Source organism: Nonomuraea sp. MG754425 (assembly GCF_021699195.1).
Lineage (GTDB): Bacteria > Actinomycetota > Actinomycetes > Streptosporangiales > Streptosporangiaceae > Nonomuraea.
This window is the reverse complement of record NZ_SSXE01000246.1, coordinates 1-13,131: the sequence shown is the minus strand read 5'-3', so window position 1 is coordinate 13,131 and position 13,131 is coordinate 1. Positions and strand designations below refer to the sequence as shown.

The following is a 13,131-nucleotide window of genomic DNA, read 5'->3' as shown; positions in this document are numbered from 1 at the left end:
TCAAGCCCTGAACCAAGCAGCGCCGCGACGCACCGTGCCCGATCCGATCACGGATCCGACGCGAATCATCGACCTGAACGTACGCCGACGAGACCGGCTCGGCGGCGTCCTCCACGAGTACTCGAAAGCGGCTTGAACTGCATGGATGTAATTTTCGGCAGGCGCAGCGTTCGAGCACGTCGATCAGGGTCGCGCCGATGCGGTGACCTGCAGGCCGAGCACGGTCGTCTGGAACGGCACCGCCAGGTTGTCGCCGATCATGACATGGAAGCCGGAGAGCTGCTCATCGTCGGTGTAGGCGTCCACAATCGCCTGCTCGATCAGCTCATCCAGATGATCGTCAGGGGGCGGCGAGTCACAGCAGCATACGATACTCCTGCAGGTGACCCCTGTGATCACCTTGGGCAAGGGGATTCGTTGACCGTCATGGCTGTGCGGGGGTGATGTCGGTGTGCGGGAAGTCCTCGCCTTTGAAGAGCAGGGGCTGGTCGAGGTCCTTGGCGAGAGCGTAGGCGAAGCAGTCACCCATGTTGAGTCTGGCCTTGGAGTGGTTGCCCTTGCCGTAAGTCTGGTATGCGCCGCGCGCAATCCTGGCCTGATTGGAGGTTACAGGCTCGATGATGAGCCCCATCTCGTTGATGAGCGTGTCGAAGGCGTTGCGCATGGCCTCACCCCGATTGTCAGCCACGATGGCCGCTTCGACGTAGTTGACAGCCGAGATACGGCACACTGCTGCGGCGATGGCCTGGGCGAAGTGGGCGGCCTCAGGCTCCCCGTTGATCACGGCAATGATGGCGCTGGAATCGATGATCATGCGGGAAGGCCGGTGTCCGGGTCGTACAGGTCTTCAACGGACAGTCGGTCCTGACCGAGGTGAGTTCGCATGTCGGCGGCAACGCTCAGGATACGCTCAGCCCTGCCGGCGGCTCCGGTGCTGCGTTCCAGCGCTTCCAGACGGCGTTCGAGCACTTGAGCGGCGTGCTGAGTCTCCTCGGCCAACCGGATGACCCGGCGGGCGAGGTCATGAATGGGCTCGTGTTCGAGGTCCACGCTCACCGTCGCTCGGCTCCCTCCGTCGCGGCGCCCTGAGTTGCACCTTCAGCGTAGCCGGTAACCGAGCCTTACTCTCGCCGACGGGTGGTATCCGCTCGCGTCACGAGGGCTTGTCGAGTCCCGCGTTCTCCTCAGGCATGGTGCCGGCGGCGGCATGCCAGGCTTCCAGATCTCGGGACGGAGCCTGCCGCGATCGGCGACCGGAAGTCCTTGTTCACGAGCCCACGCGCGCACCTGCGAGACGGCCGCTTGCTGATCGCTTGGCCGTGCGATCTCTGATGGCGTCCTTGGCTGGGAAGGGCGCGGGGGAGCGTCGGCGGTCGGTGGGTGTCCACCGTAGCCGGATGCTGCGGTGGTGAATCCGAGGCGGGTGAGGGTCCGGCGCCGCTTGCCGTACATGCGTTCCAACTGTGGGACTCGTGCGTCCAGATAGTCGTGGACCTCGACGTCGTGCTTGGTGGCGGCTTCTCGCATGATCCGGCCGACGTGCTGGATCACCTTGCCCTTGAATGAGATCGGCATCGCGAGGAACAGAGCGTCCAGCCTGGGCAGGTCGAACCCTTCGCCTGCGACCTTGTCGATGGCCAGTAGCACCAGTGGTCCTGCCTCGGTATCGGTCAGGCGGTCGCGGACGTGGTCGCGTTCGGCGGCGCTGAGCTGCCCGTGGAGGAGCGTGGCGGCCACGCCCCGCTCTTCCAGGGAAGCGGCCAGGCATCGGAGGTGTTCCATTCGATTGGTCAAGATCAGGCTGTTCCTGCCCCGGCTCGCCGCGTCCGCGACGTCGGCGGCGATCTGAGCGGTCCGAGTCGCGTCCGTGGCCTGTGCCGCTCGAATATTGAGTTGCGTGGCTTGAGCTGCGGTTATGCAGCGTGGTGGTATTCGTTGATGGTGCCTGTGACGACGGGTTTTCGGTGGATGGATCGTAGGTCGTTGAGGTCGGTCACGTCGCGGGCAGGCTGCGTTGCGATGTCCGGGGGACGTTGCTGTCGGGACTGGTGCGGCCGGTGCCCGTTGTAGTGGATCAGATACTCTCGGAGCACGAGTGCCAGGTGGCGTTCATCAAGGATCAGGATCTGGTCCAGGAGTTCGCGGCGTAGGGTGCCAATGACCCGCTCGCAGATGGCGTTCATCCTCGGCGTCCGCGGCAGCGTGGTGACCAGCCGCAGCCCTTCAGCCCTCCCGAAAGGCGGAGGTGAAGAGCGGATCCCGATCGTGGATCACGAACCGCAGCCCGGCGATGCGGTCACTCAGATCCATGACCAGGTTGCGGGCCTGCTGCGCCGTCCATGCCCTGTTCGGGTGCGCGGTTACTCCGGCCAGGTGCAGCTTCCGGGTGCCGTGCTCGATGAAGACCAGCACACACAGCCGTTTGAGCAGCACGGTCTCGACCACCAGGAAGTCACACGCGATGATCGCGTGGGCCTGAGCGGCCAGGAACTGCCGCCAGGTTGGCCCCCGGCGGGGCGCCGGATCGATACCGGCGGTGTGCAGGATCTCCCACACCGTGGAAGCGGCGATCGGGTACTCCAGGCGCGCCAACTCGCCTTGGATTCTTCTGTGCCCCCAGGTCGGGTTCTCCCGTGCCATCCGAACGATCAGTACCTTGACCGGCCGGCGGGTGCAGGGACGTCCCGGGCGTTGCCTGTCGGTGAAGGTCCATTTACGTGCCACGAGGGTGCGGTGCCAGCGCAAGATCGTCGCTGGCGTGACGGGGAAGACATCCGCCCATCGACGGCGGCGGATCAGCCGCGACAACGCTGCAAGCCAGAGCCGGTCGGCGTGACCCCACCGCGGCTGACCGCCGAGCTGCCGGCGGAGCACCTGGTTCTCCTGACGGAGCACCAGCAGCTCAACATCCTTGGACAGATCAGATCGGACCAGCACCGTCAGCAGGCCGAACAAGCCCCTTACCAACCGGTAGACAAGCGATGACACCACATCGCGATGGTCGCAGCCACCGCCCTGATCGCGCAGCAAAACCCCAGCTCACAGCGCGAATCCGTGTTTCGAGCGGGACAGGACAGCGGGCAGAAGGCATGGGAGAGGACGCGGGCACGGCCGGACATGGGGGGTTGCTCGCCGCAGCGGTGTGTGCGGGCGTGCCCGCGGCTGTGATCGCGGTGGGCGTACGGCGAGGCCGGCTCGACTCGATTCACCTGGTCGAGCGGAAGTCGAAGGAGCAACTGTCGCCCAGGCAATGGCAGTGGCTCGAGGACGAGCTGCGACGCGGGCCGCCGGTCTGGGGTTACGACAGGAGCCACGCTCCGCGCGGGTCGCCCAGGGGGTTGTCCCCGAGCCGAGGAAGGCCCGGTCACCCATGACCGGATACGCTTTCAGCAGTGCCAGGGGTTACTGCGAGCCCCTGACCGAAGGAGGAGCCGTGGTTCGCCCAGTGTTCGTGCCACGCGGGCCCTAAGGCGGTGTGATGTCGCATCCCTGGCACGGCTGGTGTCTCCTGCGGCCCGGCCTCCTGCTGTACGGCGGCACGGTCGGCACAAATGAGCCGCATGCGCACCACGCGGTCCAGCTCATCGTCGCCGCTGAGCCCTTCACCATGGCCGACGCCCAAGGGGAACGGCTGACCACGCGGATCGCCGTCATCCCGCCCGACACCGGCCATACGGTGCTCAGCGGAGCTCGCGGCGCCCTGCTCGCCCTCCTGGACCCGCGCAGTTCGCCGGGCCGGTCCCTGCTCGCGCGCTGCGGCACCGGGCCGCGGGCTTCGTCCTGGTCGCCGTCCCCCGTACAGACCGGCGAACTGCCCGACCACGGCTCCTCGTTGATCGAAGCCGGACCCTTGAGCCTGCGACCTGAGCACTGCGGCGGAATGAGACCGCTCATGTTCGCCGAGCCGCAGACCGGTCATGCGCGTTCCGCGGAGGCGGCGAGCGCGCTGCGGGTCGTTGAAGCGTGGAGCGGCCATGGGGGCGCCGGTGACGTCCTGCTCCACCCGGCGGTGGAGGCGGCGATCGCCGTGATCCCCACGCTCCTGCGAAGAGGGCCGGTGCGGCTGCGAGCGGTGGCGGACGCGGTCCACCTGTCGCCGAGCCGGCTGGCGCACCTGTTCAGCGCGCACGTGGGAATCCCGATGCGGCCATATGTTCGATGGCTGCGCCTGCGGCGCGCCATCGGCCGAGTGGCCGCCGGGGAGACGTTGACGGCAGCCGCGCACAGTGCCGGGTTCACCGACGGCCCGCACTTCACCCGGGCGTTCCGGCGGACCTTCGGAAACGCGCCCTCTGAACTGGCCGCCGCGATCGACTGGTTGCTCTGAATCCGACGTGTGACTAGCGCAGGTCGCGCTTGAGGATCTTGCCGGTCGCGGTCATCGGCAGGCTCTCACGGAACTCGATGATCCGCGGGTACTTGTAGGCCGCCATGTTCTCCCTGCACCAGGCGACGAGCTCGCTCTCGCTCGCCGTCGCGCCGGCCGACGGGATGACGTACGCCTTGACCTCCTCGCCGTGTGAGTCGTGGCGCACGCCGACCACCGCCACCAGCGAGACCTCCGGGTGCGTCATCAGCACCTCCTCCACCTCGCGCGGGTAGACGTTGAAACCACCCCGGATGATCATGTCCTTGGTGCGGTCGACGATGGAGTAGTAGCCGTCCTCGTCGCGGGTGGCGATGTCACCGGTACGGAACCAGCCGTCTCGCAGAACCTCCGCGGTGTCCTCGGGTCTGCCGTAATAGCCCTTCATGATGTTGTGCCCGCGGATGGCGATCTCACCGGGCCCCTCACCCTCGACGGTGTTCCAGGCGTCGTCCACCAGCCGCATCTCCACCCCCCAGATGGGGAAGCCGATGGTGCCGGGCTTGGTGGGCCGGCTGAGCTGGTTGAAGCAGGCCGCGGGGGAGGTCTCCGACAGGCCGTAGCCCTCCAGGATCGGGATGCCGAACGTGGCCTCGAAGTCCTTGAGCACCTCCACAGGGCAGGACGCCGCCCCCGACACCGCCACCCGCAGTGTCGTGGGCACCTCGGCCCCGTTCACGTGGATCTTCGACAGCATCGCCCAGTACATGGTCGGCACCCCGGCGAATATGGTCACCCTCTCCTGGCGCATGAGCTCCAGCGCCTGGCCGGGCTCGAAACGCGGTAGCAGTACGAGGGTAGCGCGGCGGCGCAGGCTCACGTTCATGACCGAGGTCTGGCCGAAGGAGTGGAAGAGCGGCAGTACGGCGAGCGAGACGTCACCCTCGGGATCGGTGGGGAACATCTCGTCGCTGACCATGGTGTTGATCAGCAGGTTCGCGTGGGTGAGCTCGGCGCCCTTGGGCTGGCCGGTGGTGCCGGACGTGTAGAGGATGGCCGCGATGTCCTCCGGCCCGGTTCGCACCGTCTCGAACTCTCCGGACATCCCGTCCAGCGCCGCCCAGAACGACTCACCGTACTCCGACTCGGTCGCCAGCGGCGTCGCGGGCAGGACGAAGAAGTGCTCACACCCCTCCACGCCCTCGAACCCCTCCCGCCCGTGCGCCCCCATCGGCAGTTCGGCGGTGCCCTCGAAGCAGAAGAGCGCCTTGGCGTCGCTGTCGGCCAGATGGTAGGTGATCTCGCGCGGCCGTAGCAGCACATTGAGCGGGACCACGGTCGCCCCGGACTTGAGGATGCCGAAGTAGACGAACGGGAAGTAAGGCAGGTTCGGGCAGAGCAGCGCGACCTTGTCGCCCTTGCCGATCCCCCGCGCCACCAGCAGGTTGGCCACCTGGTTCGCGACGGAGTCCACCATGGAGTATGGAAGGCGCAGATCCCCGAAGACCAGGGCGGTGCGGTCCGGAACCGCGCGGGCGCTGTCTTCCAGAATGATAGACAGATTGAGCATCGTGACCCTCTCCTCGGAACGCGTCGTCCCTCCCCCCAGGATGCTCTGCAAGATCTCGGCAGGACTTGTACGAACGTGCCGACTCCATCTGACCTCGGCACGCCGCCGGTTCCGGGGCGGGCCTGCGGAACCAACGAAGCCGCATCGTGTCGGGTGGCCGGGAGGTGGGACTCCTCTCGGCCTGTGGGGTGCGAAAATTCGGACATGGCCTCTGATCTGCGGTTATCCACTCCGCCTATGCGGCCCGCCGGTACTGGTTGATCAGGCCGTCGAGTACCTGGCGGCGTTGCAAGCGGACGTGATCGATATCGCTTGGCGGAGCCGGGGCATGTGGTGGTTGAGGTGGCTGGCGGTCTCGTCCGCGATGGGGACGGTGCCGGTTGTAATGCCGTTCGTATGTCCGCAGGATTCGGTGGAGATGAGCTTCACCGAAGATCAGCAGCCGGTCGGTGCATTCCGTTCGAACGGTGCCGACCCAGCGCTCGGCTATCGCGTTGGCCCGCGGGGCGCGACCTGGGGTCTTGATGATGCGGGCGCCGAATGAGGTGAACACCTCGTCGAAGACCGCGGTGAACTTGGCGTCCCGATCACAAATGAGGAATCTGACGCCCTCGGCCCGATCCCCCAGATTCATGACCAGATTGCGGGCCTGTTGAGCGACCCAGGCTCCGGTCGGATGCGCCCTGACACCCGCGACGTGAACGACGCGGGTGGCGTGCTCGATGAAGAACAGAACGTAGAGCCGCTTGAGAAAGACGGTGTCGATGTGGAACAGATCGCACGCCCAGATTCCCTCGGCCTGCGCCTTGAGGAATCGGCTCCAACCGGGCCAGGCGCAACACCGCCTCCCGGATGTCCGCGCGGGTGGAGGGACGACCTGGGCGTTGGGACGGGTAGGCCCATCGGCGCGTCACCAGTGCGCGGTGCCACCGCAGCAACGTCGCCAGGGTGACGAAGAAGACCTCCCACGACGAGCGGGGAAGCAGCCGAGACAAGGCCGCGAGCACGACCCGATCCCCCGGCTGGAGATCGGGACGGTTCACCTGACGGCGCAGCACGGCCAGCTGATGACGAAGCACCACGATCTCGGCCGCTTTGGCCCGCTCACCGCGGCCCAGCAGGAACAGGAGCCGAAAGACACGCCCGAGGATGAGGTAAAGGAAGGACCACGACACCGTCAGCAGGATGCCCGAGACCTCATCATGCTCGAGCCGTGAACCCCCAGGTCAACAACTACGGCCGAGTTTCCGCACCCCACAAGGACCGGTGGGTGTTCGGCGACCGGGTTACCGGCGCTCACCTGCGCAAGTTCTCTTGGACGAAGATAGTCCGACACCAGATGGTCGCGGGAACCTCGTCCCCGGACGACCCGTCCCTGACCGCGTACTGGTCCGAGCGGCGGCGCAAGGGGCCACCTCCGCCGCTGGACGCCTTCAGCCTGCGGATGCTCAAGATCCAAGCTGGACGCTGTCCACTCTGCGGAGACCTCCTGCTGCACGCCGGTCACCAGCCCCAGCATCCACGCGAGTGGGAACGCTGGGCGATGGTGACCCGCCGAGCGATCACAAGGCACAGCCTCGCCATCGATCGAGGACGGCCTCTACCCGTTCGGAACATCTACTGGGAACTCTAGAGCGCCCCACGGATAAAGACCATTCGTGACAATCACCTCAGAACGGGAGCTCGTCTTGACGGATCCCCCACCTCCCGGCGATCGCCGGCCATCGGTACGCGGCCAGGCGGGGTTGGCCGATTGCCAGGACGATTCCGCCATCATCGCGGCGTCCCTGGATGTACCGGAGCGCTTCGCGCTGCTCTTCGACCGGCATGCCACCGTGCTGCACCGCTACGCCGCGCGGCGCCTTGGGCCCGACCATGCCGAGGATGTGGTGGCCGAGGCGTTCACCAGGGCCTTCGAGACGCGCCATCGGTACGAATTCGCACGCACGGAGGCGTTGCCCTGGCTGTACGGCATCACCACGAACGTCATCGGCCTGCACCGGCGGGCCGAGGTGCGCGGTTACCAGGCGATGGCCCGTACGGGTGAGGATCCGGTGGTCGCGGCGTTCGACGAGCGGGTGGCTGCCTGGGTCTCCGCATCGGCCACTCGGCAGCGCCTGGCGGCCGCGCTGGCGAAACTCGGCCGCGGTGAGCGGGATGTGCTGCTGCTGATCGCCTGGGGCGATCTGACGTACGAGGAAACGGCCCAAGCGCTGCAGGTGCCCATCGGGACGGTCCGCTCGCGCCTGTCGCGTGCCCGCCGCAAGGTCGCGCACGCTCTGGGCGGCGCCAATCCCATCGAGACGAGAGAAGAAGACCGTGAACGACCTTGAGCTGGTCAAGCAACTGCGCTCGGAGATAGCAGAAACCGACCCGGACTCCTTGACCGGCGCGCGGGGGCAACTGCTGGCCGTGATGGCCCGTCCGACGGCTCTTCGACGGTCCCGGCGGCGGCTGACGATGCGGGCCACGGGCCTTGCCGCCGCCGCGGTCGCGGCGACCGCCGCCGTCGTGATCGCCACCGGTCCGGCTACCGTGCCCGTCAAGCCACCGGCCTCCGCCGGTGACGTCCTGCCCCTGACCTCTGCCAAGAACGTCCTGCTCGTGGCCGCCGCCAGCGCGGAGCGTACGCCACAGGGTTCGGGGAGCTACTGGCACATCAAACGGGAGAGCGAGGACGGCCGGCACTTCTGGGGGGAGAGCTGGACCACGCGCGACGGGCAGCGGTGGAGCAGAGGGGAGCCAGGCAACGGGCCCGGCGTGGTGAAGGAGCCCTCGGGCACGTTCTGGCTCGGACCCGCCGACAGCGGCACCGAGGTCTCCATGGAGGATCTCGAGGCGTTGCCGACCGACCCCGAGGCGTTGCGGCAGAAGGTCACCGCGATGCAGAAGGGCGGTCCCGTCGGCGAGTACGACATCGCTCTCCAGCCGCTGGCCTCGCTGATCGCGGAGCTCCCCGCGCCCGTGGGCGTCCGATCGGCGGCGTTCCGAGCGCTCGCCGAGTTGCCGGGCGTGCAGCGGCTGGGCGCGGTCGAAGGCGGCGAGGAGCTGATGTTCCGGGGCGGGAAGAGGGAGAGCAGGCTGGTCGTCGATCCGGAGACGTCGCAGGTGATCCGCACCAGTTGGCTCCCCACCGCTACGGGAGGGCTGGCGGGTACGAACCGCGGGTTGTTCATCAAGCTGACCACAGGTTGGACGGGCGAGCTTCCCCGGTAAGGTCCGGGCCCGCTGATCAGGGCCTTCGAGACCGAATAGAGATCGTCTCCCTTCGTACATGAGGTAGATCATGACTTTAGGCAAGTCGCTCCTCGCCGCTTTGTTGGCGGGGACGATCGGTGTCACACCCACACAGGCACCGGCATCACAGATTCCGTCTCAGCAGGTGAACGGAGTGACCCTGATCACCGGTGACCGGGTGGTGGTCACCGGGCAGGGGCATCGCGTGGAGCCGGGGCCTGGCAGGCAGGTCGACTTCTCCAGTCAGGTGCGCAGGGGCCATCTGTATGTGATCCCGTCGGATGCCGCGCCGTTGCTCGCGCAGGGTGTGCTGGACCGGCGGTTGTTCGACGTCACCCAGCTGTTGGCCTGGCGGTATGGCGACGCCGACACCCCCGACATCCCCGTCATCGAACAGGGCGTCACCACACCACTGAGTTCCTTGCAGGTGCGGCGGCTGTCCAGTCTGGGCATGAGTGCGGTACGTGTGTCCAAGGCGGACGCCGCGCAGACCTGGCGGACTCTCACGGGAGCTCGCACTCTGGTGGCGGGCCGTACCAAGTTGTGGCTGGACGGCCGCAGGAGCTTCTCGCTGGACGAGAGTGTCAAGCAGATCGGCGCACCGCAGGCGTGGCAGCAGGGTCTGACGGGTAAGGGCGTCACGGTCACGGTCCTCGACACCGGCTACGACCCCGACCACCCGGACCTCAAGGACGCTGTCACCCAGGAGCGAAACTTCAGCGACGAACCGGACATGCGCGACAACCACGGCCACGGCACGCACGTCGCCTCGATCGCGGCCGGCAGAGGCGAGAAGTACCGGGGCGTGGCCCCGGAGGCGAGCCTGGCCATCGGGAAGGTCGGCGGAGCTGCGGGCCTGACCGAATCTGCCGCGCTCGCCGGTATGGAGTGGGCCGCCGTCGAAGTGAAGGCCAAGATCGTCAACATGAGCTTCGGCGGCGTCGACGACCGCGAGCTGGACCCGCTGGAGCAGGCGGTCAACACGCTGTCGGAGCAGTACGGCACCCTTTTCGTCGCGGCGGCCGGAAACGTCGGCCGTGAGCAGTCGGTGTACTCCCCAGCCAGCGGGGACGCGGCTCTAGCCGTGGGCGCGGTGGACAAGCAGGGCCGGATGGCCGACCTCTCCAGCCAAGGGCCGCGCGTGGGTGACCACGCGATCAAACCCGACCTGACCGCGCCCGGTGTGGAAATCACGGCAGCGGCCGTCGGCGGCGGCTACGTATCGGAGAGTGGCACCTCGATGGCCACCCCGCACGTGGCCGGAGTTGCCGCGATCCTGGCCCAGCGCCATCCGGACTGGACGGGCGCGCAACTCAAGGCCGCGCTGATCGGCAGCGCCTCGCCTGCCGACGGCGTCACGCCCTACCAGCAGGGCGCCGGACTGACCGACCTGACGAGGGTGCTGAAGCAGCACGTCGTGGCCAAGCAGGCAAACCTGTGGGCGCCCTTCGCGTGGGACGGTGACGAACGAGTGACCACCAAGACGCTCACATACGTCAACTCAGGCGACGCCCCGATCGACCTCGATCTGTCGGCGCAGGGCGAGGTACTGAAACTGCCGACCGGCAAGGTCACGGTGCCGGCCAAGGGCGATGCGTCCGTCACCCTCGCCATCGACGCCACCGGCAAGGCCCCGGGCGACTACCCGGGCACGGTCACCGCCAAGGCAGGCGACACGGTGGTTCGCACGCTCGTCGGCGCCTACGTCGAGCCGGAGTCCTACGACGTCACCGTCACGGCCGCTGGCAGGCAGGGCCAGCCGGTCGAGCCCTGGATGGGCGAGATCTACGACCCGGCGACCGGAACCACGCACGAACTGTCCTTCCGCGACGGCTCTGCCACGGTACGGCTGCCCACGGGCGACTGGAATCTCTTCTCCGCTGTCAACGAGACGGTCGACGGAAAGCGGATCAACACGGTCGCCGACTCCCCGTTCCACGTCGAGGGCGGTGACCAGCAGCTTACGGTGGACACGCGTCAGGGCAAGCCGGTCACGATCACTCTGGACGACCCGAGCGCCAAGCTCAAACGCGGTTACGACTTGGGGCTGGAGCATGGCGCCTGGAACAATTGGTGGACGGCCGGCGGTGCGGACGCCAACAGCGAGCTCTTCGTCGTTCCCGTCCGCTGGCCGGGTCTGACCTACACCCTCAGCACCACGTGGCTCAGCAAGGACGTCTCACCCAGCCCGTACGTCTACAGCATCGTTGACCGTCGCACCGACGGGATTCCTGAAGACCCCACCTTCAAGGTGAGGCAGCAGGATCTGGCGAAGGTGACCGCGACCTACCGGGCATCTGGAGTTGCCGCGACGGGCGCGCCGATGGCCATCCTGCAGACCGGTCAGCTTTCTGCCGCGTTGCTGCGACCGCTGGTCGGGGAGATCCCACTGCCCGGCGAGCTCATCCATTACCGGACGCGCGGGCTGACCTACGGAAGCGGGCTCGAGACCGGCACCTCGTTGATCTTCGACGGCGGCAGGCTCGCCCAGCGCGGCCAGACCAGCGAGGTCTGGAACGCCGCGGCCATCGGGCCGTCGTTCCTGCTGCCAGGCGGCAGCCGTACCGGTGACAAACTGACCTTCTCCGCGGTGGGGATGTTCGCCGACGGGCAGCCGGGCAGATCGGGTTCCGACACCGCCGCCACCGGCACCGCCACCCTCGCCAAGAACGGCAAGGTGCTGGCCGCGGCCGACCTCGCCGGCTGCGTGGTCGGCCAATCGGGAGGGTGCGAGTTGCGCGCCGACCTGCCTGCCGGGTCCGGCGGCTACGCGCTGACCGCGTCGATGCGCCGACAGGCCACGCTCTCCACGGAGGTGAACACGGCCTGGACGTTCCCGTCCGCGACCACCGCCAAGGAACAGCCGCTGCCCCTGATGGCCGTCCGCTACAGCCCCGAGGGTCTGGACGGCTCCAACCGTGCCAGGCCGGGTAGCACAACCCGCATACCTGTGTGGGTTGAGCGCAACCCCGGCTCCACGAAGGCGGAGGCGAAATCGATCCGGCTGGAGATGTCCGCCGACGACGGCGCCACCTGGCATCACGTGCCGGTCACCCGCACCGGCTCCGGCTGGACCGCCACGCTGACGAACCCTCCCGCGGCCGGATTCGTCTCCCTCCGTGCGGTGGTCACCGACACCGCCGGCAACGGGGTGACCCAGACGATCACCCGCGCCTACGCCGTCGGCTGATCCGCAACGGTGAGGGCGCCCCAAGGCGCCCTCAATTCCCGCTGCACCACCCGGGCGATGCTCGAAGACACGCTGCGCGTCGCGGGGGCGTCGTCGGCACGGTCGTTCCAGACGAACGGCAGTCCTGATCGAGGTCGGCGACACCTCGCCGCGCGAGGTGGTGAACCGGGCGGCGCCGCGGCTGCTGACGGTCAGCGGTTACGACGACGCCGTGTTCGTGCGTCCTGTCGACCAACTCGCGGCGATCCTCGAGCGGGACCCCTTCGCGGGCACCGGCGACGAACACACCTACCGCGAGACCTTCACCTTCTTCGACAGTGACCGGGAGTTCGGCGCCCCGCTGCCCTGGACGGAAGCCACCACGCGAATGTCGAGCTGGGAGGCTTGATCAGCACGTGGCTGAAAGACCCGCTGGGCCCGAGCAGGGCAGCGGCGGAGTCAGTTGGTGGTGTCCGGCGCGCCGCGCGATTCGCTGTACGTCCTGGACTGCCTGATCAATATCGATGCTGGGTGGTAGGGGCCACTGGGATCGGCTCAGGCGCAAAGGGGTGTGACGTCGTGACGGTCAGATCATCTCCATCCGGGAGGCCCGGGCAGAAGGAACCGGCGGTCTTCCCGGGGTTTGAGGAACATCTCGCTGTTTCAGGGCAGGTTGGTCGGCCGGGGTGAGGGCACGAACGGGGCCAAGAGAAGGCTGGTAAGGCGCTGTTTGGCGTGTTCGTCGCCGTCGAGGTGCAGTGAGCCTGAGTCCAGTGCCGCGGCCATGGTGATCTGCTGGTCGCAGATGGCGCGGAGGGTGTCGAGGGTGGTGGTGAGGGTGGCGTCGGG

At 67.6% G+C, this 13,131-nt stretch carries 15 protein-coding genes; 6 read left to right on the top strand and 9 right to left on the bottom strand.

The window, feature by feature from the left end:
* Positions 1 to 183 precede the first annotated feature (183 nt).
* From FAF44_RS47605 to FAF44_RS47580, 6 genes are all read right to left on the bottom strand, one after another.
* Positions 184 to 408, bottom strand: coding sequence for a calcium-binding protein (locus tag FAF44_RS47605; protein ID WP_237110069.1), 225 nt, complete (start codon positions 406 to 408; stop codon positions 184 to 186).
* Between the two features lie 16 nt (positions 409 to 424).
* Positions 425 to 814, bottom strand: a complete 390-nt coding sequence (locus FAF44_RS47600; protein WP_237110068.1) for a type II toxin-antitoxin system VapC family toxin — start codon at positions 812 to 814, stop codon at positions 425 to 427.
* Positions 811 to 1,056 (bottom strand): hypothetical protein, encoded by a 246-nt coding sequence (locus tag FAF44_RS47595; protein ID WP_237110067.1) that lies wholly within the window; start codon positions 1,054 to 1,056, stop codon positions 811 to 813. Before FAF44_RS47595 ends, FAF44_RS47600 begins: the two co-directional genes overlap by 4 nt.
* A gap of 42 nt (positions 1,057 to 1,098) precedes the next feature.
* Entirely contained in the window at positions 1,099 to 1,845 is a 747-nt protein-coding gene (locus tag FAF44_RS47590; RefSeq protein ID WP_308193521.1) for a helicase-related protein, read from the bottom strand.
* A 68-nt stretch (positions 1,846 to 1,913) separates the two neighbouring features.
* Positions 1,914 to 2,213: an integrase core domain-containing protein gene (locus FAF44_RS47585; RefSeq protein ID WP_272896017.1), complete on the bottom strand. Its 300-nt coding sequence runs from the start codon at positions 2,211 to 2,213 to the stop codon at positions 1,914 to 1,916.
* Between the two features lie 10 nt (positions 2,214 to 2,223).
* A complete protein-coding gene (locus FAF44_RS47580; RefSeq protein WP_237110065.1) occupies positions 2,224 to 3,030 on the bottom strand; it encodes a hypothetical protein in 807 nt (268 codons plus the stop codon).
* Positions 3,031 to 3,478: 448 nt separating this feature from the next.
* On the opposite strand from FAF44_RS47580, the gene FAF44_RS47575 reads away from it, so the two are divergent.
* Positions 3,479 to 4,327, top strand: a complete 849-nt coding sequence (locus tag FAF44_RS47575; RefSeq protein ID WP_237110064.1) for a helix-turn-helix transcriptional regulator — start codon at positions 3,479 to 3,481, stop codon at positions 4,325 to 4,327.
* A gap of 13 nt (positions 4,328 to 4,340) precedes the next feature.
* Here FAF44_RS47575 and FAF44_RS47570 read toward each other — a convergent pair whose 3' ends face one another.
* Both FAF44_RS47570 and FAF44_RS47565 read right to left on the bottom strand, forming a co-directional pair.
* Entirely contained in the window at positions 4,341 to 5,876 is a 1,536-nt protein-coding gene (locus FAF44_RS47570; protein ID WP_237110063.1) for a long-chain fatty acid--CoA ligase, read from the bottom strand.
* Positions 5,877 to 6,111: 235 nt separating this feature from the next.
* Complete coding sequence (locus FAF44_RS47565) at positions 6,112 to 6,510, bottom strand: transposase (RefSeq protein ID WP_237110062.1); 399 nt, start codon at positions 6,508 to 6,510, stop codon at positions 6,112 to 6,114.
* A gap of 289 nt (positions 6,511 to 6,799) precedes the next feature.
* On the opposite strand from FAF44_RS47565, the gene FAF44_RS47560 reads away from it, so the two are divergent.
* The 5 genes from FAF44_RS47560 (at position 6,800) to FAF44_RS47540 (ending at position 12,691) form a co-directional block, all read left to right on the top strand.
* Positions 6,800 to 7,093, top strand: coding sequence for a hypothetical protein (locus FAF44_RS47560; protein ID WP_237110061.1), 294 nt, complete (start codon positions 6,800 to 6,802; stop codon positions 7,091 to 7,093).
* Between the two features lie 441 nt (positions 7,094 to 7,534).
* A complete protein-coding gene (locus FAF44_RS47555; protein ID WP_237110060.1) occupies positions 7,535 to 8,209 on the top strand; it encodes an RNA polymerase sigma factor in 675 nt (224 codons plus the stop codon).
* On the top strand, positions 8,196 to 9,092 hold the full coding sequence (locus tag FAF44_RS47550) for a CU044_5270 family protein (protein WP_237110059.1): 897 nt from the start codon (positions 8,196 to 8,198) through the stop codon (positions 9,090 to 9,092). Before FAF44_RS47555 ends, FAF44_RS47550 begins: the two co-directional genes overlap by 14 nt.
* 175 nt (positions 9,093 to 9,267) lie before the next feature.
* Entirely contained in the window at positions 9,268 to 12,303 is a 3,036-nt protein-coding gene (locus tag FAF44_RS47545; RefSeq protein ID WP_237110058.1) for a S8 family serine peptidase, read from the top strand.
* Positions 12,304 to 12,463: 160 nt separating this feature from the next.
* Positions 12,464 to 12,691 (top strand): hypothetical protein, encoded by a 228-nt coding sequence (locus FAF44_RS47540; RefSeq protein ID WP_237110057.1) that lies wholly within the window; start codon positions 12,464 to 12,466, stop codon positions 12,689 to 12,691.
* Positions 12,692 to 12,945: 254 nt separating this feature from the next.
* Here FAF44_RS47540 and FAF44_RS47535 read toward each other — a convergent pair.
* On the bottom strand, positions 12,946 to 13,131 hold a 186-nt coding region (locus FAF44_RS47535), incomplete at its 5' end, for a hypothetical protein (protein ID WP_237110056.1).

Coding starts and splice junctions, on each gene's coding strand:
- FAF44_RS47565 (WP_237110062.1), bottom strand. CDS start 6,510: ATGAATCTGGGGGATCGGGCCGAGGGCGTCAGATTCCTCATTTGTGAT.
- FAF44_RS47575 (WP_237110064.1), top strand. CDS start 3,479: ATGTCGCATCCCTGGCACGGCTGGTGTCTCCTGCGGCCCGGCCTCCTG.
- FAF44_RS47600 (WP_237110068.1), bottom strand. CDS start 814: ATGATCATCGATTCCAGCGCCATCATTGCCGTGATCAACGGGGAGCCT.
- FAF44_RS47570 (WP_237110063.1), bottom strand. CDS start 5,876: ATGCTCAATCTGTCTATCATTCTGGAAGACAGCGCCCGCGCGGTTCCG.